This window comes from Pedobacter fastidiosus, from assembly GCF_014306625.1.
Taxonomy (GTDB): domain Bacteria; phylum Bacteroidota; class Bacteroidia; order Sphingobacteriales; family Sphingobacteriaceae; genus Pedobacter; species Pedobacter fastidiosus.
The window spans coordinates 474-26,035 of record NZ_JACRYL010000007.1 but is presented as its reverse complement, the minus strand read 5'-3'; the positions used below and the strand labels follow the sequence as shown (position 1 = coordinate 26,035).

23 protein-coding genes are annotated in these 25,562 nt (G+C 34.5%); 20 read left to right on the top strand and 3 right to left on the bottom strand.

Features of this window, described 5'->3' with window-relative positions; translation table 11 throughout:
* From H7U22_RS09010 to H7U22_RS08925, 18 genes are all read left to right on the top strand, one after another.
* Positions 1 to 1,299: a glutamate-1-semialdehyde 2,1-aminomutase gene (locus tag H7U22_RS09010; protein ID WP_187071030.1), complete on the top strand. Its 1,299-nt coding sequence runs from the start codon at positions 1 to 3 to the stop codon at positions 1,297 to 1,299.
* The gene (locus H7U22_RS09005) at positions 1,299 to 2,030 is read left to right on the top strand and encodes an SDR family oxidoreductase (RefSeq protein ID WP_187071029.1); all 732 of its coding nucleotides are present in this window, start codon (positions 1,299 to 1,301) and stop codon (positions 2,028 to 2,030) included. Before H7U22_RS09010 ends, H7U22_RS09005 begins: the two co-directional genes overlap by 1 nt.
* 4 nt (positions 2,031 to 2,034) lie before the next feature.
* Positions 2,035 to 3,009, top strand: a complete 975-nt coding sequence (locus H7U22_RS09000; RefSeq protein ID WP_187071028.1) for a Gfo/Idh/MocA family oxidoreductase — start codon at positions 2,035 to 2,037, stop codon at positions 3,007 to 3,009.
* 5 nt (positions 3,010 to 3,014) lie between these two features.
* Positions 3,015 to 3,968, top strand: coding sequence for a Gfo/Idh/MocA family protein (locus H7U22_RS08995; RefSeq protein ID WP_187071027.1), 954 nt, complete (start codon positions 3,015 to 3,017; stop codon positions 3,966 to 3,968).
* Entirely contained in the window at positions 3,965 to 4,654 is a 690-nt protein-coding gene (locus H7U22_RS08990) for an SGNH/GDSL hydrolase family protein (protein WP_187071026.1), read from the top strand. The genes H7U22_RS08995 and H7U22_RS08990 overlap by 4 nt, the downstream gene beginning before the upstream one ends.
* On the top strand, positions 4,647 to 6,071 hold the full coding sequence (locus H7U22_RS08985; protein WP_187071025.1) for a lipopolysaccharide biosynthesis protein: 1,425 nt from the start codon (positions 4,647 to 4,649) through the stop codon (positions 6,069 to 6,071). The genes H7U22_RS08990 and H7U22_RS08985 overlap by 8 nt, the downstream gene beginning before the upstream one ends.
* A 68-nt stretch (positions 6,072 to 6,139) precedes the next feature.
* Positions 6,140 to 6,625, top strand: a complete 486-nt coding sequence (locus tag H7U22_RS08980; RefSeq protein ID WP_222621827.1) for an acyltransferase — start codon at positions 6,140 to 6,142, stop codon at positions 6,623 to 6,625.
* A 5-nt stretch (positions 6,626 to 6,630) separates the two neighbouring features.
* Positions 6,631 to 7,737: a polysialyltransferase family glycosyltransferase gene (locus H7U22_RS08975; protein WP_187071023.1), complete on the top strand. Its 1,107-nt coding sequence runs from the start codon at positions 6,631 to 6,633 to the stop codon at positions 7,735 to 7,737.
* The gene (locus H7U22_RS08970) at positions 7,734 to 8,465 is read left to right on the top strand and encodes a glycosyltransferase family 2 protein (protein WP_187071022.1); all 732 of its coding nucleotides are present in this window, start codon (positions 7,734 to 7,736) and stop codon (positions 8,463 to 8,465) included. The genes H7U22_RS08975 and H7U22_RS08970 overlap by 4 nt, the downstream gene beginning before the upstream one ends.
* On the top strand, positions 8,465 to 9,574 hold the full coding sequence (locus H7U22_RS08965) for an EpsG family protein (RefSeq protein WP_187071021.1): 1,110 nt from the start codon (positions 8,465 to 8,467) through the stop codon (positions 9,572 to 9,574). Before H7U22_RS08970 ends, H7U22_RS08965 begins: the two co-directional genes overlap by 1 nt.
* A gap of 1 nt (position 9,575) precedes the next feature.
* Positions 9,576 to 10,451: a glycosyltransferase family 2 protein gene (locus tag H7U22_RS08960; protein WP_187071020.1), complete on the top strand. Its 876-nt coding sequence runs from the start codon at positions 9,576 to 9,578 to the stop codon at positions 10,449 to 10,451.
* A 5-nt stretch (positions 10,452 to 10,456) separates the two neighbouring features.
* A complete protein-coding gene (locus H7U22_RS08955; RefSeq protein WP_187071019.1) occupies positions 10,457 to 11,056 on the top strand; it encodes an LbetaH domain-containing protein in 600 nt (199 codons plus the stop codon).
* Between the two features lie 5 nt (positions 11,057 to 11,061).
* On the top strand, positions 11,062 to 11,895 hold the full coding sequence (locus H7U22_RS08950; protein WP_187071018.1) for a hypothetical protein: 834 nt from the start codon (positions 11,062 to 11,064) through the stop codon (positions 11,893 to 11,895).
* 26 nt (positions 11,896 to 11,921) lie between these two features.
* Positions 11,922 to 12,737 (top strand): glycosyltransferase, encoded by an 816-nt coding sequence (locus tag H7U22_RS08945; RefSeq protein ID WP_187071017.1) that lies wholly within the window; start codon positions 11,922 to 11,924, stop codon positions 12,735 to 12,737.
* Positions 12,734 to 13,639 (top strand): NAD-dependent epimerase/dehydratase family protein, encoded by a 906-nt coding sequence (locus tag H7U22_RS08940; RefSeq protein WP_187071016.1) that lies wholly within the window; start codon positions 12,734 to 12,736, stop codon positions 13,637 to 13,639. The genes H7U22_RS08945 and H7U22_RS08940 overlap by 4 nt, the downstream gene beginning before the upstream one ends.
* 61 nt (positions 13,640 to 13,700) lie before the next feature.
* A complete protein-coding gene (locus H7U22_RS08935) occupies positions 13,701 to 14,669 on the top strand; it encodes an MraY family glycosyltransferase (protein ID WP_187071015.1) in 969 nt (322 codons plus the stop codon).
* 101 nt (positions 14,670 to 14,770) lie between these two features.
* Positions 14,771 to 16,711 (top strand): nucleoside-diphosphate sugar epimerase/dehydratase, encoded by a 1,941-nt coding sequence (locus H7U22_RS08930; RefSeq protein ID WP_187071014.1) that lies wholly within the window; start codon positions 14,771 to 14,773, stop codon positions 16,709 to 16,711.
* A gap of 6 nt (positions 16,712 to 16,717) precedes the next feature.
* Complete coding sequence (locus tag H7U22_RS08925; RefSeq protein WP_187071013.1) at positions 16,718 to 18,307, top strand: gliding motility protein RemB; 1,590 nt, start codon at positions 16,718 to 16,720, stop codon at positions 18,305 to 18,307.
* Between the two features lie 82 nt (positions 18,308 to 18,389).
* On the opposite strand, the gene dxs is transcribed toward H7U22_RS08925, so the two are convergent.
* The gene (dxs, locus tag H7U22_RS08920) at positions 18,390 to 20,318 is read right to left on the bottom strand and encodes a 1-deoxy-D-xylulose-5-phosphate synthase (protein ID WP_187071012.1); all 1,929 of its coding nucleotides are present in this window, start codon (positions 20,316 to 20,318) and stop codon (positions 18,390 to 18,392) included.
* Positions 20,319 to 20,494: 176 nt separating this feature from the next.
* Here dxs and H7U22_RS08915 point away from each other — a divergent pair, with 176 nt between their 5' ends.
* Entirely contained in the window at positions 20,495 to 21,238 is a 744-nt protein-coding gene (locus H7U22_RS08915) for a segregation and condensation protein A (protein WP_187071011.1), read from the top strand.
* Between the two features lie 94 nt (positions 21,239 to 21,332).
* Positions 21,333 to 22,604, top strand: coding sequence for a serine hydroxymethyltransferase (gene glyA / locus H7U22_RS08910; protein ID WP_187071010.1), 1,272 nt, complete (start codon positions 21,333 to 21,335; stop codon positions 22,602 to 22,604).
* Positions 22,605 to 23,074: 470 nt separating this feature from the next.
* On the opposite strand, the gene H7U22_RS08905 is transcribed toward glyA, so the two are convergent.
* Entirely contained in the window at positions 23,075 to 24,451 is a 1,377-nt protein-coding gene (locus tag H7U22_RS08905) for a hypothetical protein (protein WP_187071009.1), read from the bottom strand.
* Between the two features lie 17 nt (positions 24,452 to 24,468).
* A complete protein-coding gene (locus H7U22_RS08900; protein ID WP_187071008.1) occupies positions 24,469 to 25,167 on the bottom strand; it encodes a ComF family protein in 699 nt (232 codons plus the stop codon).
* Positions 25,168 to 25,562: the final 395 nt, after the last annotated feature.

Sequence of the window (25,562 nt, the reverse complement as noted above, 5' to 3'; positions counted from 1 at the left end):
ATGAAGGATATATATTCAGAAAAATTACATCACCTCATCCCTGGAGGAGCACATACCTATTCAAGAGGAGACGATCAGTTTCCATCAAACGCACCCTCTATTTTAGAGCGTGGGGAAGGTGCTTATGTTTTTAGTCCAGATGGACAAAAGTATCTTGATTATGGAATGGGGTTACGTTCTGTAAATATTGGATATGGAAATAAAGAAATTGCTGATGCTTGTTACCAGGAAATTATTAAGGGAAATAACCTTACCAGGGCATCAACTACCGAACTTAAAGCGGCCGAATTATTAACCAGCCTAATCCCTTCTGTGGATATGGTGAAATTTGCAAAGCATGGTTCTGCTGTTACTTCAGCGGCCATGAAATTATCCCGTGCTTATACCGGTAAAAAATACGTCGCAGTTCCTTCAGAGCAACCATTTTTCTCTTATGATGATTGGTTTATCGGATCAACAGTAATGCAAAGAGGTATTCCTGAGGAAGGTCGTAATCTTACGCTGAAATTTAATTACAACAACATTGAATCATTAAAACAATTATTTGATCAATATCCTGGTGAAATTGCTGCGGTAATGCTTGAGGCAGCTACAACCGTTGAACCAAAAGAAGGATTTTTACAAGAAGTAAAAGCTTTATGTAAATCGAACGGTGCTGTATTTATTATTGATGAAATGATTACAGGTTTCCGTTGGGATCTTCGTGGTGCGCAAACCTATTTCGATATAGAACCAGACCTCTGTACATTTGGTAAAGCCATGGCAAATGGTTTTGCAGTAGCCGCATTAGCTGGAAAAAGAGAAATCATGCAAATTGGCGGTATTTTAGAAGAAGGAGCAGAAAGATTATTCCTTACTTCTACCACACATGGTGCAGAAATGAGTGCTTTAGGTGCATTTATGAAAACTATTGCAATTTTACAACGTGAGAAAGTAGTAGAACATTTCTGGAGTTATGGAACAAAACTTATGGATGGACTAAATGGAATTTCAAAAGATTTGGGCATTGCCGATCAATTTTATGTGGAAGGATTTGCCTGTTCACCAGCCTATTCTACCAAAGATAAAGATGGTAACGTATCTTTAGCGCTTCGTACCTTGTTTGCGCAAGAAATGCTCACAAAAAATATCATGATGCCGTACATCGCGGTTTCTAATTCGCATAAAGAAACAGAGTTAGATATGACCTTGGAAGCAGCGAAACACGCATTGGGTATTTATAAAAAGGCACTTGATGGAGCTATCGAAAGCTATTTAAAATCACCAGTTATTAAACCTGTTTTTAGAAAATACAATTAATGTTTTCAATTAAAAATAAAGTTATTATCGTTACCGGCGGCAAAGGGCTTTTAGGCGCAGCAATTATAGCAACCCTAAAAGCAGAAGGCGCAATCGCAATTTCTGCAGATTTAATGGCAGCAGGCGATTTGGAAATGGTTATCGATATTACTAGTGAAGAATCTATAACCAATCTGGTTCAAGAAATAGTTAAAACGCATGGAAGGATAGACGGATGGGTGAATAATGCCTATCCCAGAACAAAAGATTGGGGCGCTAAATTTGAAGATATTCCTTTTGATTCTTGGAAAAAGAATGTTGATATGCACCTTAATGGGTATTTTATTTGCTGCAAAATTGTACTCGAGCAGATGAAAAAACAAGGCTTCGGTTCCTTAATCAATATGTCTTCTATCTACGGGTTATTGGGGCCTGATTTTACAGTATACGACGGAACAGAAATGACAATGCCAGCTGCCTATTCGGCAATTAAAGGCGGATTGAATAACTTAACAAGATATTTGGCGTCCTATTATGGTCCTTTTCAGGTTAGGGTAAATACCGTATCGCCTGGTGGCATATTTGACAATCAGCCAGAAAAATTTGTAGAAAACTACAATAAGAAAGTGCCAATGCGAAAAATGGGCAGTCCCAAAGATATCGTTGCAGCAGTTTTCTATTTATTAACAGATGAAGCTTCCTACACCACAGGGCATAATTTGGTGGTAGATGGTGGATGGAGTATTATTTAATAGGATGTATAAAATAGCAATTATAGGCGCTGGGCAACTTGGAAGTCGCCATTTACAAGCACTTTTGAAAATTAACGTTGACGTAGCTATAGAAGTTGTTGATCCTAGCGATGCTTCTTTAGAACTGGCAAAACAGAGAGCAGCTGAAATTCCTGCCAATGCAAAAATTGAAAGTGTTCGTTATTTAAATTCAATTACAGCATTAAGTAAAGAATTGGATGTTTGCATTATTGCAACCACAGCCAATGTTCGGTTTGAGCTCATGGAAAAATTAGTAGCTCATACTAAAATTAAATACTTCGTCCTCGAAAAAATCTTATTTCAAAAATTTGAGGAATACCAAAAAGCAGAAGATCTTTTAATTGCAAATGGAATTAAGGCATGGGTAAATTGTCCGAGACGATTATTTCCAGTTTATCAACAACTGAAATCGCTCATCATTCCAAATGAAAAAATAACGTATACTGTAATTGGCGGAGAGTGGGGACTTGCTTGTAATGCCATCCATTTTATCGATCATCTCAGTTACCTGAATGCAAATGATGAATTTGAATTCGATTTATTAAATAGCTTAAACGTAATCGAAGGAAAAAGAAAAGGATATTACGAATTAGTTGGTAGCACTGGCGGCAAACAAAACAATGGCTCCGAGCTATTTCTTCATTCGCGAAAAGCAAGTGCAGCCAATTTGAGCATACAAATTCTTACAGATCATTATTTCTGGCAGATTGATGAATCTAAAGGAGAACTAAAAACTTCTTCTGCTGAAAATGGATGGAAAACTGAACTCACAAAATTTTCAATTTTATATCAAAGTGAGCTTTCTAATATCGTCTGTGAAGATTTGCTGATGAATGGAACTTGTGGTTTAACACCTTTTAAAAGCTCATCAAAACTCCATTTGTCGATGTTAAAAGAGTTTGCAAAAGTTTTTGTAAAAGAACTCCAAATCGCAAATGAAAGTTGTCCTATAACCTAAATAAAATGCAAAAAAGTTGTTGGTTGATCGGTGCTGGTTACATGGCTGCCGAATATATTAAAGTTTTAAAAACAAGTGCGGTTGATTTGCACGTGATCGGAAGAGGTGAAGAAAGAGCGAAATTATTAGCCGCTGAATTTAATATAAAGGTAACTGCTGGAGGAATCACAAATCAACTCAAGATAACTGATCAGTTGCCCAATTTTGCAATTGTTGCGGTTTCTGTTGAAGAGCTTTCTTCGGTGTTGATCCAGTTAATTGAAATTGGAGTTAAAAATATCCTGATTGAAAAACCTGGTGCATTGACACAAACTGAGCTTAATCAGCTGGTAGAATTAAGTAAACAGCACAATGTTGAAGTATCAATTGCCTATAATCGCAGGTTTTATGCAGCCATCAATTACCTAAAAGAACAAGTTGCAGCAGATGGCGGAATTACGAGTGTAAATTTTGAATTCACAGAATGGATTCATACAATAGACGTAAATAAATTTCCAAAACCAGTACTGGAAAAATTCCTAATTGCAAACTCAACCCACGTTATTGATGCCGTTTTCCATCTAATTGGAAGGCCGAAGATTTTAAATGCGCAGGTAAGCGGAAATGAAGTAAGCTGGCATCCGGCAGGTTCTATATTTGTTGGAAGTGGAATTAGTGAAAATGATGTGCTTTTTAGCTACTCGTCAAACTGGGGAGCGCCAGGAAGATGGGCAATTGAAGTATTGACTAATAAAAGAAAATATTATTTGAAACCACTGGAAAGATTGGCCATTCAACAAAAAGGATCGGTTCTAGTAGAAGAGCTCGCGGCAGATTATACAATTGATGTAGACTTTAAGCCTGGTTTGAAGGGTATGGTAGATGCTTTCTTTTCAAAAGATAAAAAGGTTCTTTGCTCCATCTTTGAACACCAGAAGAATTTTTATTTTTATGATAAAATAGCAGGATATAAAAAATGAAAATTTTATGTATAGGCGATTCATTATCACTTCCTGGCCATGGCAATCAATCTAAAGATATATGGTTCAGTAAACTGCAAGAGGAGTATAAAGAATGGCTCTTCTTTTCACTTTTTAAAAGATCAATTACCACAAATATTTTAGTAGAAGAAGGTGGAGGTGATGACACATTTCCCGGAGGCGCAGATTGTTTAGAATTTTTTATGCCTCAAGCTATTGTTATCCAATTGGGTATTGTTGATTGTGCGCCAAGGTTGTTTGGATTTAAAAGTTTACTCCCTAAAATTTTAAATTTATTTCCTGCCAAGCCACGCCATCTGTCTTTCAAGATGATCAAAAAACTGAAGAAGAGAAAAGCAAAAAATGCATATGTATCTCCAGAAAAATTTGAATTTAATTTAACGAACTACCTCAATAGATGCGCCGCTTGTGAAGTAAAAAAGGTTATTTTTATTAAGATATGTACTCCAGACGAGAGCTTCATAAAAAAAAATCAAGATATTTTAACCGCGGTTAAACTTTATAACAATATACTAGACAAGATGGTTCAAAACTATAGTTTTTTCGAAACTATAAATCCACTTAGCAATAATTTAGAGGGGATTTATGAAGATGGCTACCATCCAAATCCATTAGGAAATGAAAGAGTTTTTGAAGAATTAAATAGCAGATTGAAAGATGTCTAAACTACTCAAAAACACATTGTTATATACGATTGGAAATTTAATAATTTCATTATCGAGTTTCCTATTGTTGCCTTTGTACACTTCTTATTTAACCGTTGCAGATTTTGGGATTGTGAGCTCTATGCAAATTTTTTCCAGCATTCTCGTCGTGTTTTTTACATTTGCTTTTGAGCGATCGTTAGTTAGGGTGTACCACGATTATGGCGATGACAAAAAGAAAGAATTTGTAGGGTCTATCTTTGTAGCCATAATTTTAATTTCTGCATTCGTACTTTCATTTTGCTTCCTCTTTCATAACCAGCTCAATCTAATTTTCACCTCAATCAAATTCTATCCTTTCTTTTCGTATACAATATTTTATACCTTTTTTTTGGCCATCGTTGGGTATTGCCAAACTTTATTTCAGGTTAAGCAAAAGGTTAAAAGTTTTTTGATTGTTACTTTACTCCTATTTTTTGTCACCACTTTCTTAAATATTTTCTTCATTTACCATTTGAAACAAGGCGCATTTGGCTATGTTAAAGGCTTGCTTTATGGTGGTATAGTGGTTTTTCCAGTTTGTTTGTTTCTAATCAGGGATGAAATTAAAATTAGCCTAAACAGATCTATGCTAATGAGTGCAGTTGTTTTTAGCTTTCCAATGTTTATCAGCTTAATTGCATCTTGGCTTTTGAATCTGTCGGACAGGGTTTTTATAGATCATTATTTTTCACAGACGGATGTTGGTATTTATTCGCTTGGCTATAAAATTGCAAGTATTGTTACTATGGGCGGAATGGCAGTAAGCATGGCCTATAACCCTATATTCTATCAAATTGTTAATACTAATGAAGATAGTGTAGCAAAAACACAAATCACAAAATATCAAAATAGTTTGATTATTGTTTTTAGTATTCTCACCTTATTGGTTATCATGTGGTGTGATGTGATCGTAAAACTATTTTTTCCGTATGCTTATCTCCAATCTATCAATGTAATTAGCGGATTGTGTATTGGATTTTTAATTAGCCAAATTGCAGCATTTTTTAATTTAATGGCTTATCAAAAAAAGAAAACCGTGCAAGTTACTATAGTTACCGTTACCTGTGCAGTTTTTAATATAGCCTTGAACTATTTTTTTATGCAACATTATGGCTATTACACTGCAGTTTTTTCTACCATAGCTTCGAATGCATTAAATCTGCTGTTGTTATTTTTGCTTGTGAAAAGAAGTTATTACATTCCATTGAATTGGTTTGTGGTAATTTTCTTTGTCGCTTCGTTAAGTGTGCTTTCTTTACTAAATAATTACTTTTTAAATTACAAGTTAATAACTATAATTTCAACTAAAGTGGTTATTAGTCTATTTTTCTTAGCTTTGGTTTATTTTAATAAGGAAAAGATTTTTGGAGAATTATTAAGGAGAAAAAGGATTTGAAGATGTTAATCGTAAAAATATTTTGTTTTTTAAGGATACCTTATATGCTGAGGTATCTAAATTCCATTATGGACGATTGTTATCGCTATGAGCTGAAACAAAAAAATATAAATGTTAATTTTTACGAGCAGGGACAAGGAGGTTTGAGGATTACTGGAGATCTGTCTAAATTTAGTATTGATGCAACCAGCCATCTTAAATCAAATACTTTTATCGAGTGCTCTGGCGGGGTTACTATTGGCAGATATTTCCATACAGGAAGAGGATTAACCATTTTTTCGACCAATCATAATTACCAAAGTGAACATGCTATCCCATATGACTCTACAGACCTGCCAAGACCAGTAATTATTGACGATTTTGTGTGGTGTGGATCAAACGTTACAATCGTTCCGGGGGTCAAGGTAGGTGAGGGAGCCGTATTGGGCAGTGGTGCTGTTATTACAAAAGATGTTCCCCCACATGCGGTTGTTGGTGGTAATCCTGCAATAGTTATTAAATATAGGAACGTAGAATTATTTAATAAACTGAAAAATGAATCTAAATTTTATTAAAAGCAATGATTTATTTATTAGTTAATAATGATTACCACCTTTACGATTTTCAAAATCTGGCTCATAGTTTTGAAATTGGTGAAATCACACTTATTAAAGTTCCGCACAATCTCGGTAAGGGGAAGATCAATAGAACCTTTAAAAGTGAGTTTACCTACCCATATTTTTTTTCTGGACTAAAAAGCATACTAAACTACGGAACAATTAAAAAAGTACAAGGTCAAATTGACGATGATATTTTTCCAAATAGCGGAGATACACTATTGGTCTATACAGAGTACGAATTATTAAATCAGTATATTATTCAAAAATTTGCAGACGTTAATGCTAACATTTGGTTAATGGAAGATGGGCTGGCGACAATGGCACTATTTAATATGAAGTCGGAAAAACTTCCATTTAAATTGCAGTTGTTGCAACTGGTAATGAGAAAGATCTATGGTTATAAAAATCTTGAAATGATTTACGATGGAGCCAATGGATTCCCAATCATGAAAGATCTGTTATTTCGTGGTGTTTTAGTAAGTCTCGGGAAGAAAATAAAAAGGAAAATTCCATTAATTAGGGTAAGTAAAAACATTGAAAAAATGGATGCTTTAAAAGCTAATGCCGCTATTTTTTTAAATGAGGATCTGTACAATTTTTATTGTGATTTCCCAACTTACATTCATTATTTAAGTGAGTTCTTAACTGAAGCGAGTGCTAATTTTGAAGTGCTATTTTTTAAATTTCATCCAAGAGAAACTGAAGAACTTAAAAAATCCATTTCGCAAATATTGCTTAATTATCCTAATGTTATAATTATTGAACAATCCGAATTGCTAATTGAAGAAATCATTGATCAATATAGACCGAAATTTGCAATTTCTTTCTTGTCGGCATCAAGTATTAATCTATCTTTTTTCGGTTTAGAACCAGTTTATATCTATCATTTATTTGAGCAACTTTCGTGCAATAGCGTAATTGATGGACTTACAGCTTATTTAAAATCGATAAATTATAATTTCGTACCAAATTTAGCGGCAATAAGAGTAGATTTTAATTCAAACTTAAAATTGGAAGGTAATGAAGTTAAAACTATTAAAGAGGTATTACTTAATTTTAACTCATGAACCTAGGATCTAAATTACCTGTTTTAACAGTAATTACAGTTGTATATAATGGTGCAAGCGTTATTAGGGAAACTATTTCGAGTGTAATTGCTCAGAATTATAGTAGGCTAGAATATTTAATTATCGATGGTAAATCAATAGATAGTACATTAGATGTTATAGATGAGTTTACTGCTTTTAATTTCACAGTTATTAGCGAGGCAGATCAGGGGATCTACGATGCAATGAATAAAGGGATAAGAATGGCAAAAGGAGATTACATATGTTTTCTAAATGCTGGCGATCAATTTTACACCAATGATGTATTAAATAAAATTGGATCTGCCATTATGAATGAGGATGTGATCTATGGAAATACATGTATCGATACCGCAGGGGTCAAAGAAATCAAAAATGTTTATACTGTAGACCAGGACTGGAAAACTATGCCGTATTGCCACCAAAGTGTGTTTATTAAACGTAAATTGTTAGTAGGAAATCCATTTGATCTTAAATTCAGTGTAGCTGCTGATTTTGATCAATACCATAAAATAAAGAAAAGTAAAGCGCAATTTAAAAGTGTTGACTTTGTAGTTAGTCTATATGATAATTCAGGTTTTTCTTTTAACAATTATAAAAAGCTATTAAAAGAATATAAAATTATCTCTTCAAAAAATAGTGGTCATATTTTTAATTGGATTAAAATTCAGCTATACTTTTATCTCAGAACAAAATTTGGAATTAAATAATGGGTATCTACATCATTATATTTATTGTTATATTAGGAACTAGCTTACTATCAATTTTTGTAAAAATTAATAAATATTACTCGGTACTTATATTTATACTGCTGCTTCTTTTTGGCGCGTTAAGGTATAAGATCGGGATGGATTATGAGAGTTACGAAGATATTTTTAACTTGTTTACTGGTAAAGCGCTTTCGTTAAAAGGGGTAAGTGATCTTTATTTAGAGCCTGGTTATGCTATTATTCTATCCTATTTAAAATATATAGGTTTTGGCAATATTGGAATATTTGCTATCCATATGGCATTGTCTCTTTACTTCTTCCATAAAGCAATCTTAAGATACTCTTATAACACTTTTATTTCTTGGAATATATTTTATGGCGTTTACTACGCTAATCTGCTCTTTAATGGCATGAGGCAAGGTCTTTTCATTGCTATAATTTTGTATGTTTTTCCTAGGCTATTGAAAAAAACCTGGCTGAGTTTTTTTAAGGTATTGCTGCTCTCTTTTTTACTTGCTTTTTTTCTTCATAAAACAGCACTTGCCCTACCAATAATCTATTTGGTATGCTTGTTTAAGCCCACCATAAAATATAAATATGCGATTTTATTCGGTTCATTAGTTTGGGCTTTCACAGGATTGGGAAATGTACTAGTGCAAGTTGGTGGACTAAGTTTTTTTAAAGATACCGCCTATCTTGGAGTGGTAGATTTTTATTCACAAAATGAATCCTTTGGAAGCGAAATTAAATTATTGAGCATCTCTGTGCTTCATAGATTGGTAATCTTATTCCTAGCCCTTTACTTTTCAGAATTTAAAACAGCTCCACCTGTTTTTAAAAAACTCACCAATATTTATTTTTGGGGAGCAGTAATCTACTTCGTACTGACGCCGCTCGGCTACATGTTGGCCACAAGGGTGAGCATGAATGTTAAAGCATTCGACTTGCTCTTAATCCCATATTTCGTGATTTTCCTAAAAGAATATAAATTTAAATTTTTGGGTCTAATGTTAATCAGTGCTTGGTCTTTTGCAGTAATGCTCACCAATTTTTACATTCCAGGAAATTACCCTTATTATATCCCATATCGTACAATTCTATCTCGATAATATGTTACACTACGATATCATCCTTATTGCAACTTGTCATACACATACCTATGTCTATGACCTCATGGAAACCGTTCTAAAAAACAACAGAAAAATAGCTGCTTGTTTAATTGTTGTTAATCAAGATAAGAATCTCATAAAAACTTATGATGATACATTACATACCCATGTGAAAATTATTGAACATAGTAAGCCGCTAAATACATCTGTTGGAAGAAATTTAGGTATTGAATATGTAATTGAAAATAAAATAACGGCCAAATACTTAACTTTTCCTGATGACGACTCGTCATTCGATGCTTCTTTTTTTGAAACACTGGGGGCTTTAATTACAAAAAACGACCTAAGAAATTTTGTTATTGACGTGTACTGCACTGGAACTAAAGTCTTATTCAGAAAAATTAGCTACGAAAATGATCAGCTTTTAACACGGAAAGACTGGGATATTGTTGGAGCGGTGAATGTGCTGTATAATTTCGATACCTTTGAAAAGGTTGGCTATTTTGATGTTCGATTTGGAGTGAATGCAACTTATGGGGCTGGTGAAGACGGTGATTATTTTATAAGAGCCACTCAGTTCGATAAATTTTATTACAATAACGAACTTTACAATTATCATCCATCGGGAGAAAGCAAATTTAAAAAGATGAGCTACCAGAGCCTCAGGAAAAGAATGTTTAACTATGGGAAGGGCGGAATCGCATTGCTTTGTAAACACAAGATGTATTTTGGCGCATCTTTCTTAACAATTAGAGCAGTTGGAGGAGTAGCTAGTTATGTACTAAAAGGGAAGTTCTTAATTGCATTAACTTATTTCGAAGCATTTTTTATACGCTTATTTTTCCTGATCAAATTTTCTATTTTTTCTGTAAAGTAAAAACAATGAATAAAATTAAACTATATGGATTTATAGGTTTTGCCAGACTTTTAAGAGATACGCTTTTTTCAAGACTTATGATCACCAATGCAAGAATATTGAGATGGCCATGGTATATTAGGGGCTGGAAAAACATCGATTTTGGAAAGGGATTAACAACAGGTGTTGGTTTAAGACTTGATGCATTTGATAAAGATGCAACCACAAAAACTATGATCAAATTTGGGAATAATGTGCAATTAAACGACTATGTGCACATTGCAGCCATTAACTTGGTAGAAATAGGAGACCAAGTGTTAATTGCAAGCAAAGTTTTTATTTCCGATCACAATCATGGTTCTTACAGTGGAAAAATTCATTCTGATCCGAATGAGGAACCAGATAAAAGAGAACTATTTGGCGCTCCGGTTTATATTGAGAACAAAGTATGGATTGGCGAATTCGTATCCATAATGCCTGGAGTTAGAATTGGCGAAGGTTCAATTATCGGCGCTGGTTCAATTGTAAATAAAGACATTCCAAAATATACTATCGCTGTAGGTAGCCCTGCAAGAGTAATAAAGAAATATGATTTTGAACAAAAAAAGTGGATTAAATTTGATTAAAAATTATGGAAAGCAATTATAAAATCGATGGAATTGTTGCAATAGAAGGCTTCTTGTCAGACGAGCAGATTGCAAATTTGAGAAAGGAGTGTAACGATTTATTTTCTTATACACAGTTAATGGGGCCGGGATATTCTGTTCGCTTGAGTAATTTTGTCTCAGAAGTGCCATATCCAACTATAAAGATTAATAGTGTAAACTTACTTGAAGTAGCTGTTGATATCCACAAAGAATTAGAGAAGTTAGATTATAAAGACTATAAGCTAGCACACGTTGCACTTTACCATGAGAATAAAAACCCAAATGAACTAATTTGGCATTCTGATATGCGCAATGGCGGATTGATCAGGGCACAAATTGTAATTGAGGGAGGAGATCTAAATAGTGGTGCATTCAGATTTGTAAAAGGAACACAAAAATTGAAGATTAATGAGCCTTTTCCTCCAGCAGGATTTTTAGAAAAAGAGAAAGACAATATCATGGTTTGCAATAAGAAGAATGGATCATTATTTTTATTTGATACCATTGGCTACCATAGTAAATGTGTTTGCATGGACACCCGAGTTTCATTAATGTTTGATTTTCTGCCATTGGATTATATTGTGAACAACCCGAATGATGTATCATCCGATATTGCTTTAAGTAGTGCAAAAATATCTCCGAAAGTTATAGAAAATATTGACCTGTTTGTAAATGGAGTACAGAATGATAGTAGGTCAGCAAATACTCCAGATTTTTATAGGTTCAACAAACCATTTTCTGGCGCAAGTTTGAAAGAAATTGTTAACACCTTTAAAATGGTTTTTTTACGGAAAATAGGAAAAGGCAAGGTTAATTAAACTTAAGAATTCACGCTAACCATTTCATGCAAAAAATATCTGCTTCTATCGTTCTTTATAAAAATGAGTACAACCAGTTAATGGCAGCTGTAAATAGCTTATTCAATAACTATCCAGAATTAACTTTGTATCTGGTTGATAATTCTCCTACTAGTGAGCTATCAAAAATTGCTGGAAATCCACAGATTGTTTACAGTCATTTACCGAGTAATCCGGGCTTTGGAGCTGCACACAATGTTGCCATTAATGCTGCCATAGACGAAAATAAACAATATCATTTTATAGTTAATCCTGATATTTATTTTGAGGGCGATGTAATTATGCCTATGGTTAATTACATGCAACAAAATGAGAATATTGGAATGATGATGCCTCAGGTTCTAAATGAAGACAAGACAATACAAAATTTGCCGAAATTGCTTCCAAAACCATCGGATATCTTATGGAGAAAGTTTAAAAGGCCAAGAAATGCCTATAATAAGTTTATCAATAATTATGAATTAAGGTTTGTTTCCAAAGAAGTAATTTATAATGCTCCTGTACTTTCAGGCTGTTTTACTTTACTTAACCTAAAAGCCATCAAAGAGGTAGGAGTGTACGATGACCGCTATTTTATGTATTTTGAAGATTGGGATTTGTCAAGAAGAATGCATAGAACCTATCAAACTATTTATTTCCCTAGCGTATCTGTATACCACGGATATGAATCAGGAGCAAATAAAAACGGTAAATTATTTAAGATATTTCTCCAATCTGCTTTCGCTTACTTTAATAAATGGGGCTGGTTGTTTGATAAAGAAAGAAATATAGTTAATGCAGCTGCGCTTGCACAATTCAAATGAAGAAAATAGCTATAACCGGTGCAACAGGTTTTGTTGGTAAAAATTTAATTTCATACTTAGCAAAGTACTATTTTACCAGTGTTACCATAAGCAGAAAAGAACTGAATTCTGATGTAAACTTTGAAAGTTCCAATGCCGTCATCCATTTATCCGGTAAGGCCCATGACCTTAAAAAAGCCGCTAACGCTAATGAATATTATGAGGTTAACTTTGAGCTCACGAAAAAGTTATATGACCATTTTTTAAAATCGAATGCCGCAAAATTTATTTTCATAAGCTCCGTAAAAGCTGCGGCAGACACTGTTAATGGCATTTTAACCGAGGAAATTTTTCCCAATCCACAAACAGATTATGGGAAGTCTAAGTTAATGGCAGAAGCATATATCCAACAGCAACCACTGCCAAAAGGCAAATCTTATTACATTTTGCGGCCATGCATGATTCATGGGCCGGGTAATAAGGGCAATTTAAATTTACTTTATAAGTTTGTTCAAAAAGGGATACCTTATCCACTAGCTGCATTTGAAAATAAGCGGTCATTTTTGAGTGTAGAAAATTTATGTTTTGTCATCAAATCCTTAATAGAAAAAGATATTCCCTCTGGAATATATAATGTAGCGGATGACGAAGCTTTATCTACGAATGAAGTAGTCGAAATTCTTTCTGAATCACTTGAGAAAAAGCCCAAATTATGGAAGATTTCTTCTAGTTTCATTCGTTTTGTTGCTAGAGTTGGAGATATAATTAAGTTCCCCTTAAATACAGAGCGACTAGATAAATTAACTGAAAATTATATTGTTAGCAATTCCAAGATTAAAAGAGCAGTCAACAGCAAATTACCGTTATCTACAAAAGAAGGATTAAAAATTACTGCCAACTCTTTTAGATCGCCTATTGTTTAATATCTTTGTCAAAATCTTTAAGCAGTAGAATGAACTACTTATGCTTTTTTAAATGAGTACAATGTCTATTGTTTTTGCGGTCATACTTCTACTATGCTTATTTGTTCTTGAACTGGTCTATTTCAAACTTGCAGACCATTTTAATATCATTGATAAACCCAATCATAGAAGTTCCCATAGTTCCGTTACGATTCGTGGAGGAGGTGTTATTTTTGGTTTAGGAGCCATTTTATTTTTCCTTTTTTTTGGCTTTAAGTATCCATTCTTTATTGCTGGGCTTTTTGCAATAGCTTTGATTAGTCTTTTGGATGATATTCATACGCTGAGCAATAAGGTGAGGTTGAGCATCCATTTAATCTCTGTTTTGCTTCTCATTTATCAGTGGGATTTATTTGCAATGCCTTGGTATTGGATTGTAATTGCCTTGCTATTTGTAATCGGAACCATTAATGCCTACAATTTTATGGATGGCATTAATGGCATTACGGGTTCCTATAGTTTATTGGCGATTGTAACGCTTTACTGCATCAATAGTTATATTACCCTTTTTACCTCATCTGCATTATTGATTACAATTGGTCTTTCATTACTCGTTTTCAATTATTTTAACTTCAGAAAAAAGGCGAAATGTTTCGCAGGAGATGTTGGGAGCATTAGCATCGCATTTATTATCATCTTTTTAATTGGACAACTCATTCTTAAAACATACAATTTCAGCTATATTTTGTTATTGTTGGTTTATGGTTTAGATGCTGTTGTAACCATAGGATTTAGGGTTTTGAGGAAGGAAAACATTTTTGAAGCGCATCGGAGTCATTTTTATCAATATTTATCAAATGAATTGAAATGGCCTCATCTCGTGGTTTCTTCTGTATACTTTGGTGTACAGGCCGTTATTAACTTATTGGTTATTTTTGTAGTTAAGGATTCTATCGTGCTAAATTTGGCTCTGATTCTTATATCCGCTATTCTGTTCCTTTTCATTCGTTTTTCCATTGAGGGAAAAGCAAAATTACTTTCAAAGATTTAAACGATTTGGCAAGGTACTTGCACTAAGTGTAATGGTGTAATTATAATTTTACTTTGAGATAAATTTATACTTACCTTTATAAAAATTTAGCCTATTGTATTTTGTTTACGCAAATTAATATTGTTCCACGCTGGATCATCTTCTTATTGGATTTGATCATTTGTACTTGTTCCTTGGTTTTTGCTTACTCTTTGAAGCATAATTTAGACTTAACGGCTGTAGAAATTCCTGAACTTGCTCGAAACCTTTTGGTTATGGGGATTATAAATATCGGAGTGTTTTTTAATATTAAAACATATTCTGGCATTATAAGATACACGAGTGCTCAAGATTCTTTTAGAATATTGTTTTCAGTTGTAATTAGTAATGGAACTTTCTTTGTTCTTAATCTAGTTTACATTACTTTTTTTGGAACAGCACTAATTTCCAGTACTATTCTGATTACCAATGGCTTAACTAGTTTTTTGTTTTTGATTACCTATAGAGTACTCATTAAATATTTCTTTTTGTACATTAAAAATCTAAAACTTGATAAAATTAAAGTTATCATCTATGGTGCAGGTGAGGCCGGATTAGCTACAAAAAGAACTTTCGATCATGATGGAAGCGTAAATAAAAGTATCGTTGCCTTTGTTGATGATGATGAACGGAAAGTGGGAAAGGCCATCGACGGTGTTAAAATTTTAGATGCCAAAAATTTAGAGGCACTGATTCAAAAACACGAATTGGATGAAATTATTTTTGCCTCCTACACTATACCAGATGAAAGGAAAGATCAAATTGTAGATTTATGCCTTGAGAATGATATTAAGGTTTTAAATATTCCACCTCCTGATGTTTGGACCAATGGAAAGTTGCAGCCTACTCAAATTCAGAAACTAAATATTGAAGATTTACTAAATCGTAAATCTATTAAAATAGATATTGAAGGTATTGGAACCATGCTCCATAATAAACGCATTCTAATTACAGGTGCCGCTGGTTCTATTGGGAGTGAAATTGTTCGCCAGTTATCCAAGTTTGATATTGGTTTGGTGATTTTGTGTGATCAATCTGAAACTGCTCTACATGAATTGTATTTGGAGTTGGAAGAAACGAATCGAAATAAAAATTTCCATGCTTTTGTGGGTGATGTTCGCGATAACCAAAGAATGGATAAGTTATTCGAAACTTATAAACCACATTACGTTTATCATGCGGCTGCCTATAAGCATGTGCCATTGATGGAAGATAATCCAGCGGAGGCGATAAAGGCTAATGTATTAGGCACAAAAACCATTGCGGATATGTCGGTTAAGTATGGCGTACAGAAATTCGTAATGATCTCTACGGATAAAGCTGTAAACCCAACCAACATTATGGGTGCTTCTAAGCGAATAGCAGAAATTTATGTCCAGTCTTTAAATAATTCTCTCAATACCAAAGATTTTATTTTCAGTAATGGATTAAGCTATATTAACGAGTTACAAGTTAAGCCAATTACCAAATTTATTACCACTCGTTTTGGAAATGTATTGGGGTCAAATGGTTCAGTTATTCCCCGCTTTAGGCAACAAATTGAAAAAGGCGGGCCGGTTACGGTTACACACCCAGAAATTACCCGTTATTTTATGACTATTCCAGAAGCCTGCCGTTTGGTTTTGGAAGCTGGTTGTATGGGACAAGGTGGAGAAATCTTTGTGTTCGACATGGGTAAGTCTGTTAAAATTGTTGAACTTGCCAAAAAGATGATTCGATTGGCGGGATTAGAACCAAACGTTGATATTAAGATAGAATATTCTGGATTAAGGCCAGGAGAAAAACTTTACGAAGAATTACTTAATGATAATGAGAATACGATGCCTACACACCATGAAAAAATTATGATTGGTAAGGTACGGGAATATGTATTTGCAGATGTTGAAGAACAAATTTATCAATTAATTGCTACGGCTAAATCGGGTAATGATAGGCAGGTGGTTATTAATATGAAAAAACTTGTGCCGGAATTTAAAAGTAAAAACTCCATATTTGAAGAATTAGATACGCTTATTAAAGAATAATAATTAATGAAAAAACATTTACTAATGGCCTTAATGGCCTTTTTTGTTTTAAATGCAAAAGCACAGAATATAACTCCTTATAGTTATTATCAATACCAAAAACTAAATAAATCGTTATATAGTTTGGATACTAGGTTTCACACATCCCTTAAACCAGTTATTTATGATGATACAACTTTAACAAGGCAGTTAGATTCGTTGTTAGTAATTGGAACAGAAAGAACACGCAATTCTTGGATAGGACGTAAGTTGTTTAACGAACATTTGTTAGAGGTAAATAAGGAAGATTATAGTTTTTACTTAGATTTTTTGCCCGATTTCCAAATTGGTAGAGATAAGGAACACGGAATAACTACTTGGCTCAATACAAGAGGTTACCAATTGGGTGGTAGTATTGGTAAGAAATTTAGTTTTTATAGTAGTGGCTTTGAGAATCAATCACGCTTCAATAATTACCTAACTAAATATATCAATAGCATAGGTGTAATTCCAGGAATGGTGAATGATAAGTTTGGCGCTACAAAAAACACAAAAGATTGGGCGTATGCCACTGCAGTGATTAATTATACGCCTAATAAATATATTTCTTTTACACTTGGACAAGATAAAAATTTTATAGGTGATGGATACCGCTCTATGTTGTTATCCGATGTTGCAGCGCCATATCCATTTCTAAAAGTTACAGGGACTTTAGGAAATGTAAAATACATGGCAATGTGGGCACAGTTTCAAGATCCATTGTCTCCTTCTTTTTCCTACGACAATGGTTTTAGAAAAAAATGGGGTGCATTTCATTATTTAGATTGGAATGTTAATAACAGATTATCATTAGGCTTCTTCGATTCAATTATTTGGCAAGATGCTGATGCAACTGGCAAACGTGGTTTTGATCCCTCATACTTAAATCCAGTAATATTTTTAAGAACCGTTGAGGGAATGAATGGATCACCAGATAATGCTTTGATTGGTTTTACCGGAAAATATAAAGCATTGAGCAATTTAACCATTTATGGACAAGCAGTAGCTGATGAATTTACAGCTAAAGAAGTTTTCGCAGGAAAAGGTTATTGGGCTAACAAACTAGCTTTTCAATTAGGTATCAAAGGATTTGATGCATTTAAGGTCGCGGGACTAAACTATTTGGCAGAATTTAATACGGCAAGGCCTTTCACTTACTCTCAAAGAAGCTCATTGCTAAATTATGGTCATTATGCTGAACAGTTAGCCCATCCTTTAGGCGCAAACTTTAGAGAGTTCTTAACTATTTGGAACTATCAAATTAGCAAATGGGCTTTCTCTGCACAGGCTAATTATGCAAACTATGGTTTAGATAATGGTCAGAATGTAGGTAAAGATATTAACGAATCTTATGAAACTAGAGCCCAGCAGTATGGTTACAAAACTGGTGATGGATTAAAAACCAATTTTATGTATTTGGATGGACGCGTTTCTTACATAATTAATCCTAAGTATAATTTAAGGTTAGAAGCCGGGGCTATATTTAGACAAGAAAAAAATAGCCTGTCTAATGATAGAACAACCATGGTTACATTTGGTTTAAGGAGTAGCTTTAGAAATATATATTCAGACTTTTAGGATTTTATCATACTACAAGTAAAAGCCCCATCTGATTTTAAATTAGATGGGGCTTTATATTTTAGTACTATTTAAAATAAACTTATCCAGTCATGCTGTCTGTTACTCTTTTTACGGCAAACTTTCTTACTGTAGAAATTATCGAAGCTTTATCATAACCACATTCTGCCCAAAGTTCTGCCTGTTCTCCATGGTCAATAAATTGATCTGGAATTCCTAACCGAACAACATTTGAACTGTAATTGTGGTCGGCCATAAATTCTAACACTGCAGAACCAACACCACCTTGCAGGGCACCATCTTCTATTGTGATAATGTGTTTGTATTTAGAAAATACTTCATGCAATAAATCTTGATCCAACGGTTTTACAAAACGTAAATCGTAATGCGCTGGATAAATGCCTTCGCTATTTAATTCAGCACGGGCTTCAACAGCAAAATTACCTACATGGCCAAGGGTTAAAATGGCAACTTCCTCACCATCGCAAATTTTTCTGCCTTTTCCAATTTCCAAAGCTTTGAAAGGTCTTTTCCAATCAGGCATTACACCGCTCCCTCGAGGGTAACGAATTACGAACGGGCCTGCATTATCTAATTGGGCAGTATACATTAAGTTTCGCAATTCTTCTTCATTCATTGGTGATGAAACCACTAAATTTGGAATGCAACGCATGAAAGAAATATCATAAGCACCATGATGGGTTGCACCATCAGCACCTGCTAAACCTGCTCTATCCAAACAGAAAACTACATTTAGTTTTTGAATCGCCACATCATGAATCACCTGATCGTATGCCCTTTGCATAAAACTGGAGTAAATATTGCAGAATGGAACCAATCCCTGCGCCGCTAAACCAGCAGAAAAAGTAACTGCATGTTGTTCGGCAATCCCAACATCGAATGCTCTAGTTGGCATTGCTTTCATCATAATATTTAATGATGAACCTGAAGGCATCGCTGGGGTTATTCCAACAATTTTGTTGTTTGCTTCAGCCAATTCTACCATGGTATGTCCAAAAACATCTTGGTATTTTGGTGGCTGAGGTTTGTCTGGAACGCTTTTTTTAATTTCTCCAGTAATTTTATCAAATAAACCTGGTGCGTGCCATTTCGTTTGGTCTTTTTCTGCTAAAGCAAAGCCTTTACCTTTTACGGTAACACAGTGCAACAGCTTCGGACCAGGAATAGCAGCCAAATCTTTTATTATCGCAGCCAAACGTTTAACATCGTGCCCATCGACAGGGCCGAAATATCTAAAGTTTAATGCTTCGAATAAATTGCTTTGCTTTAACAGTGTTCCTTTTATACTTTTCTCAATCTTTTTAACATACTTATGTGCGTTTGGGCCTAATTTAGATAAGCCTGTAAGTACATGAGAAATGTCATCGCGGAAACGATTATAAGATTTTGAAGTGGTAATACTGGTTAAATATTCTTTTAATGCACCAACGTTAGGGTCGATAGACATGCAATTATCATTCAAGATTACTAAAACATTACTGTTTTCAATGCCTGCATGGTTCAATCCTTCAAAGGCCAAACCTGCTGTCATGGCGCCATCACCTATCACCGCAACGTGTTGTCTATCTGTTTCTCCTTTAATTTGAGAAGCAACAGCCATGCCCAAAGCGGCCGAAATTGAAGTAGAAGAATGGCCTACTCCAAAGGTGTCGTATTCACTTTCACTAATTTTCGGGAAACCACTTATACCTTTATATATACGGTTGGTATGGAAAGATTCTCTCCGGCCGGTCAGTATTTTATGTCCATATGCCTGATGGCCAACATCCCATACAAGTTTATCGTAAGGCGTGTTTAATGCATAGTGTAGGGCAACAGTTAATTCGACAACACCTAAACTGGCGGCAAAGTGCCCACCGTTTACACTTACTACATCGATAATGTATTGTCGTAATTCCTGGCTTATTTGCTCTAAGTCAGCTTCGCTATATTGCTTTAAGTCAGCAGGATAGTTAATTGTAGATAATAGGGGGCCAGCTTTTACTTGCATTCGGTATTTTGGGTAAAAAACAAGATACAAAGAAAGGTATTTTTGTTTTAATATTTAAGAAAATAGTGAACAGATATTCTTTATTACAATTGGTTGGTATTGTAAGCTAATATTGAATGGGAGCATAGTTAAGTGCTTATTATTAAACCATAAATTTACTATGTTTGTTTTTGAAGATGCAGGCAGAAAATTTTGAAATTAAACTTCCGGTATTCGAAGGTCCCTTCGATTTGTTATTGTTCTTTATCGAACGGGATGAACTGAATATTCAGGATGTAGAAATTTCAAAAATCACTAACGATTTTCTTGCTTACATCCACCAGTTGCTCGCATTAAATGTAGAAGTAGCGAGCGAGTTTATTTTAGTTGCTGCAACGTTGATGCGAATTAAATCAAAAATGTTGCTTCCACGGATTGAAGTCGATGATGCTGGAAACGAAATCAATCCCGAGCAAGATTTAATTGCCAGACTAATTGCCTACAAACAATTTAAATCTATATCAGAAGAACTTAAGGTTTTTGAAGATGCCCGACTACAGCAAGAGCGGCGGGGGAATATCGAATACGATTTATCTATAGCGGCAGAATCATCCACGCATCATGATGAATTACTTTCTATAGATTTATATAAACTGTTAATGGTTTACCATAAAACCATGCAAAAATATGACCTCCGCAGTGAGGAAGTTAAACATACCGTTATTCAATATCCTTATACTATAGAGCAACAGAAACATTTTATCGCTCATTTGTTAGATCTCAATAAACAAATCGATTTTGCCATTGTGCTCAAGAACTCTGAAAATAAGGTGCATTTTGTTTATAATTTTTTAGCCATCTTAGAAATGTTGCAACAACAAATCATCGAAATTACAATTGGGAGTGGCTATAATAACTTCCATGTTAAAACAAGTAATTAATAGTAAGCTAAATCTCTTCAACTTGCTTACATTCATTCGGTAACAGTTTCAATAAATTTCTTACTTTTGCAGAAAAAATACAAACCTAATAAGGATGAAACGCGACACCCAAATTTTTGAACTCATCGATAAAGAGCTAGACAGACAAGAACATGGTTTAGAACTTATTGCATCAGAAAATTTTGTGAGCAAGCAGGTAATGGAAGCTGCTGGTTCAGTATTAACCAACAAATATGCAGAAGGCTTGCCTGGAAAACGCTATTATGGCGGTTGCCAAGTAGTAGATGTTGTAGAGCAAATTGCGATAGATAGAGCAAAAGAATTGTTTGGCGCAGCATGGGTTAACGTTCAGCCACATTCTGGCGCACAGGCCAACGCAGCAGTTATGCTTGCGGTGATCCAGCCAGGCGATAAAATTTTAGGTTTCGATCTTTCACACGGTGGTCACTTAACACACGGTTCGCCCGTTAACTTTTCTGGTAAACTATATAAACCATTCTTTTATGGCGTGGATAGGGAAACTGGATTAATCGATTATAAAAAACTAGAAGAAGTTGCTTTAGCCGAAAAACCCAAATTAATTATTTGTGGTGCTTCAGCTTATTCACGCGATTGGGATTATGCCTTCATCCGTTCAGTAGCCGATAAAATCGGAGCTTTAGTTTTGGCTGATATTTCTCATCCTGCAGGTTTAATTGCAAAAGGTTTATTGGCAAACCCACTTCCACATTGCCATATTGTAACTACAACTACACATAAAACTTTGCGTGGTCCTCGTGGTGGTATGATTATGATGGGACAGGATTTTGCAAACCCATGGGGATTAAAAACTCCAAAGGGCGAAATCCGTACCATGAGCAGTTTATTGGATATGGCTGTTTTTCCGGGTACTCAAGGCGGACCATTAGAGCACATTATTGCAGCTAAGGCAATCGCTTTCGGCGAAGCTTTAAGTGATGAATATGGCGTTTACATTAAACAAGTTGCGGCTAACGCACAGGCAATGGCGAAAGCATTTGTGGCTAAAGGTTACGGAATTATTTCTGGCGGAACGGATAATCACCTCATGCTGATCGATCTCCGCAATAAAAATATCACCGGTAAAGTGGCTGAAAATGCTTTGGAAAAGGCAGAAATCACTGTGAACAAAAATATGGTTCCTTTTGATGATAAATCTCCGTTTGTAACTTCAGGCATCCGTGTTGGTACGGCAGCAATTACTACCCGTGGTTTAAAAGAAACTGAAATGGAGCAAATTGTTAACCTAATCGATCAAGTATTAACCAATCCTGAAGATGAGGCAAACCTAAATACCGTTAAAGAAGAAGTTTACAAATTGGTAAGCAAATTCCCTCTATACAAATAAGACGTACATTAAATATAAAATACGAGGCAGTTGCATTAATTTGTAACTGCTTTTTTGTTTTAGAAAAGCAAAACCTGTATTTCAATTATTGTTCCTCCGGCTTTACGCTAAATCTTTTGTTTTCAAAAAAGAAACCAAAAGTATATCGCTTCAATCCGGTTTAGAGAACTTAAATAGAGGTACTATCTTCGGTTGCAAAGTCTCACTAAGGTTGGTTATCCTAATCATGAAATCCTTTAATCCTAATAAAATCCTGCTTAAACAGGAAGGAAGCGGTATTAATCGGTCGCACAGCCTCATCAAGAGTATGCACTATGATCTTGAAAATCCTTTAATCCTAAAAAATCCTGTTTAAAAAGTAAAGGGCCGATGCTTCTCTACAGAATTATCGACCCTTACCATCTAAATTAACGCTCTCGAATATATAAACGAGCTTAATTGCAAATTGTTTTGTGACCATATTAAAAAAACTAATTTTTCTCGTAACACCCTAAAGATGAAGGAAAAACTCTTGCTTTATATTTTAAGTCATAATTTAGGTAGACGTTGAAATACGGATCAGCGCTTAAGTTTGAGCCCTTTTTCAAAGCGGAACTATTATCCGAAAGTTCAAAATTCTCGGTACCACTTGAGGTAAATTGAGGATCTATATTTAAAATATTACCATTAACATTATAGGTTGTTGTTGTCGTTTTAATCAAGTTGGTTAAAAAATTTACCTGAACAAGAGCATTTGTTTTCCTCTGGATATCCAATTCATTATTTAGATTTCCCCATATAATGTTGTTTGCCAAATCCAACTTTAAATTGTTGTAGGAGGTAGCAGATAGATAATCAGAAAAACTTAACGCTGCGGTTTTACGGGCAAAATTTAAATTATACCCTGCAAAGGTGTTTTGCTTTAAGTTATAATTGCCTCCACCAACAGCATAAATTAGGTAGTTACCACAATTGTAAAAGAGGTTACTAAACCCAATTAATTCAGAATGATATCCAATATAAGCTGCAACCTGCATATTCTTCAAGATGCTGTTAGTCAAAATCAATTTTGGATTTGCGTTTACAGAGAGTGAATCCGATGTAATTCCAACGGATGCGTTTTTGATTATCGCGTTTTTAATCTTTCCATTGCCAGTACGTTTTAAGTAAATGCCTTTCCATTGGCCGGGCTCATTGCTGTAAAACTGCTCTAATCGGTCGCTACAAAATTGAATAGGGTTGGTGATTGTACCTAGCGCATTCAAATTTCCTTCAACAATCATAGAGGCATCTTTATGGAAATAAATGCGTGTTCCCTGTAGAAGATTTAAATCAATTCCATTCTTTATTGTGATAGAATTACTGATTACATAAGGTAATGTGCTATTCCATGTTGTATTTACAGTAATTGCCCCACTATTAATAAACACAGCATTCTGTCCATAAGCAATGAGATGGATCACTTGCCTGTTTCCGTTCGTGTTCAAAATAATAGAATCTTGAACCAGAAAAGCTAGGTTTTTAGCATTCGGGTTAATCGTTACTTTAATAAAGAGGTTTAAGGAGTCTTGGCCATTTAAGATCAAGTTATTTTTATTTGTTGCATTTTCTCCATTTATATTGATGCTAAATGGAGAAGATGTACCACCTGATAATTTAATCTCATCGATATTGATTGCGTCAATATTCTTATTAACCAATTTAATCTTTTTAGTTGTTGAGCCAATTGAAGTAAAAATTGTATCGAATAAGATGCTGTCTTTTGCAAAGCTCAATTTAGCATTCCGATCCATGTTAATACGTTCTCCTTTTCTACATGCAGAAAGCAGAATTAAAAGAACCAAAGAGTAGGCAATTACTAAACGCATAAATCAAATATGGAGAATTATTCGGCGAAAGCCAAAGCCGCTATACTAACTTTAAGCGCACCATTTTCTAAAAGTTCATTCGCACAAGCTTCCAGGGTTGCGCCAGTTGTTATAACATCATCTATTAGTAAGATGTGTTTGCCTTTAATCTGCTCTTGATGCGTAACTTTAAAAACCGCTTTCATATTTTCATAGCGGTTGTATCTGCTTTTCTTTGTTTGACTATCGGTAGCCATATTCCTAATTAAAATATCTTCGCTAAAGGGGATTTCCATTTTTTCAGAAATTCCATCCGCAATAAATGTACTTTGATTATAACCTCTTAATCTAAATTTTTTATGGTGAAGAGGAACTGGAATAATAAGATTTACCTCCTTATATATTATGCTATCTTTTAATCTGGCACCTAATAAGCCTCCCAAAAAAACACCTACATCTGTTTTGCTGTTGTATTTAAGGTTGTGCATCAGGTTTTGCACCTTAGCACCTTTTCTAAAGTACAACATTGCCATAGCCGCGTTTAAGGGTAATCTTCCCCATAATTGCTTCGCTACTCTATTTTCAGGATGAATATGATAATCGGTAAAAGGAAGGTCGTATAAACATTTTGTACAAATTATACTTTCGCTATGAAACAATGGAGTGCCGCATGCATTGCAGAGATTAGGAAATAACAAGCCTATTAAGTCTTCTCCCCATTGTTTTATAGATATCATAAATCTAATCTATAAAAGATTTGCGAGAATAAATACAGTGTACCATATATATAAGGAGATAAGGGTTGGTGAAATTTACATTGATTTATCCCTACAATTCTCGGGATAAGTGATCTCGAATGGATTTTGATTGTATTTTTGACAATTTAAATGAGCCGAGATGATGAAAAACGTGAGTGTTAAACATCTCTTATTTCTCATTTAAGACCATCAGAACTTAGGTAAACATTCTTTATCAGAAAAAGTTTTACACTTTCTTAAAATTTTTCTAATTGATATCCATGCGGTTACGGTTTTTTATGCAAATTGTTGTGGCCGGTGTTTGCAATGGCGGTTATTTTTTCTACTTTTGCATCCCGCTTCGGAGGAGACGGCTAGTGAGGGAGAGGAGATTG

Bases quoted from the DNA above. Each gene is read 5' to 3' on its own strand.
- H7U22_RS09010 (WP_187071030.1), top strand. From the start codon at position 1: ATGAAGGATATATATTCAGAAAAATTACATCACCTCATCCCTGGAGGA.
- H7U22_RS09005 (WP_187071029.1), top strand. From the start codon at position 1,299: ATGTTTTCAATTAAAAATAAAGTTATTATCGTTACCGGCGGCAAAGGG.
- H7U22_RS09000 (WP_187071028.1), top strand. From the start codon at position 2,035: ATGTATAAAATAGCAATTATAGGCGCTGGGCAACTTGGAAGTCGCCAT.
- H7U22_RS08995 (WP_187071027.1), top strand. From the start codon at position 3,015: ATGCAAAAAAGTTGTTGGTTGATCGGTGCTGGTTACATGGCTGCCGAA.
- H7U22_RS08990 (WP_187071026.1), top strand. From the start codon at position 3,965: ATGAAAATTTTATGTATAGGCGATTCATTATCACTTCCTGGCCATGGC.
- H7U22_RS08985 (WP_187071025.1), top strand. From the start codon at position 4,647: ATGTCTAAACTACTCAAAAACACATTGTTATATACGATTGGAAATTTA.
- H7U22_RS08980 (WP_222621827.1), top strand. From the start codon at position 6,140: ATGGACGATTGTTATCGCTATGAGCTGAAACAAAAAAATATAAATGTT.
- H7U22_RS08975 (WP_187071023.1), top strand. From the start codon at position 6,631: ATGATTTATTTATTAGTTAATAATGATTACCACCTTTACGATTTTCAA.
- H7U22_RS08970 (WP_187071022.1), top strand. From the start codon at position 7,734: ATGAACCTAGGATCTAAATTACCTGTTTTAACAGTAATTACAGTTGTA.
- H7U22_RS08965 (WP_187071021.1), top strand. From the start codon at position 8,465: ATGGGTATCTACATCATTATATTTATTGTTATATTAGGAACTAGCTTA.
- H7U22_RS08960 (WP_187071020.1), top strand. From the start codon at position 9,576: ATGTTACACTACGATATCATCCTTATTGCAACTTGTCATACACATACC.
- H7U22_RS08955 (WP_187071019.1), top strand. From the start codon at position 10,457: ATGAATAAAATTAAACTATATGGATTTATAGGTTTTGCCAGACTTTTA.
- H7U22_RS08950 (WP_187071018.1), top strand. From the start codon at position 11,062: ATGGAAAGCAATTATAAAATCGATGGAATTGTTGCAATAGAAGGCTTC.
- H7U22_RS08945 (WP_187071017.1), top strand. From the start codon at position 11,922: ATGCAAAAAATATCTGCTTCTATCGTTCTTTATAAAAATGAGTACAAC.
- H7U22_RS08940 (WP_187071016.1), top strand. From the start codon at position 12,734: ATGAAGAAAATAGCTATAACCGGTGCAACAGGTTTTGTTGGTAAAAAT.
- H7U22_RS08935 (WP_187071015.1), top strand. From the start codon at position 13,701: ATGTCTATTGTTTTTGCGGTCATACTTCTACTATGCTTATTTGTTCTT.
- H7U22_RS08925 (WP_187071013.1), top strand. From the start codon at position 16,718: ATGAAAAAACATTTACTAATGGCCTTAATGGCCTTTTTTGTTTTAAAT.
- dxs (WP_187071012.1), bottom strand. From the start codon at position 20,318: ATGCAAGTAAAAGCTGGCCCCCTATTATCTACAATTAACTATCCTGCT.
- H7U22_RS08915 (WP_187071011.1), top strand. From the start codon at position 20,495: ATGCAGGCAGAAAATTTTGAAATTAAACTTCCGGTATTCGAAGGTCCC.
- glyA (WP_187071010.1), top strand. From the start codon at position 21,333: ATGAAACGCGACACCCAAATTTTTGAACTCATCGATAAAGAGCTAGAC.
- H7U22_RS08905 (WP_187071009.1), bottom strand. From the start codon at position 24,451: ATGCGTTTAGTAATTGCCTACTCTTTGGTTCTTTTAATTCTGCTTTCT.
- H7U22_RS08900 (WP_187071008.1), bottom strand. From the start codon at position 25,167: ATGATATCTATAAAACAATGGGGAGAAGACTTAATAGGCTTGTTATTT.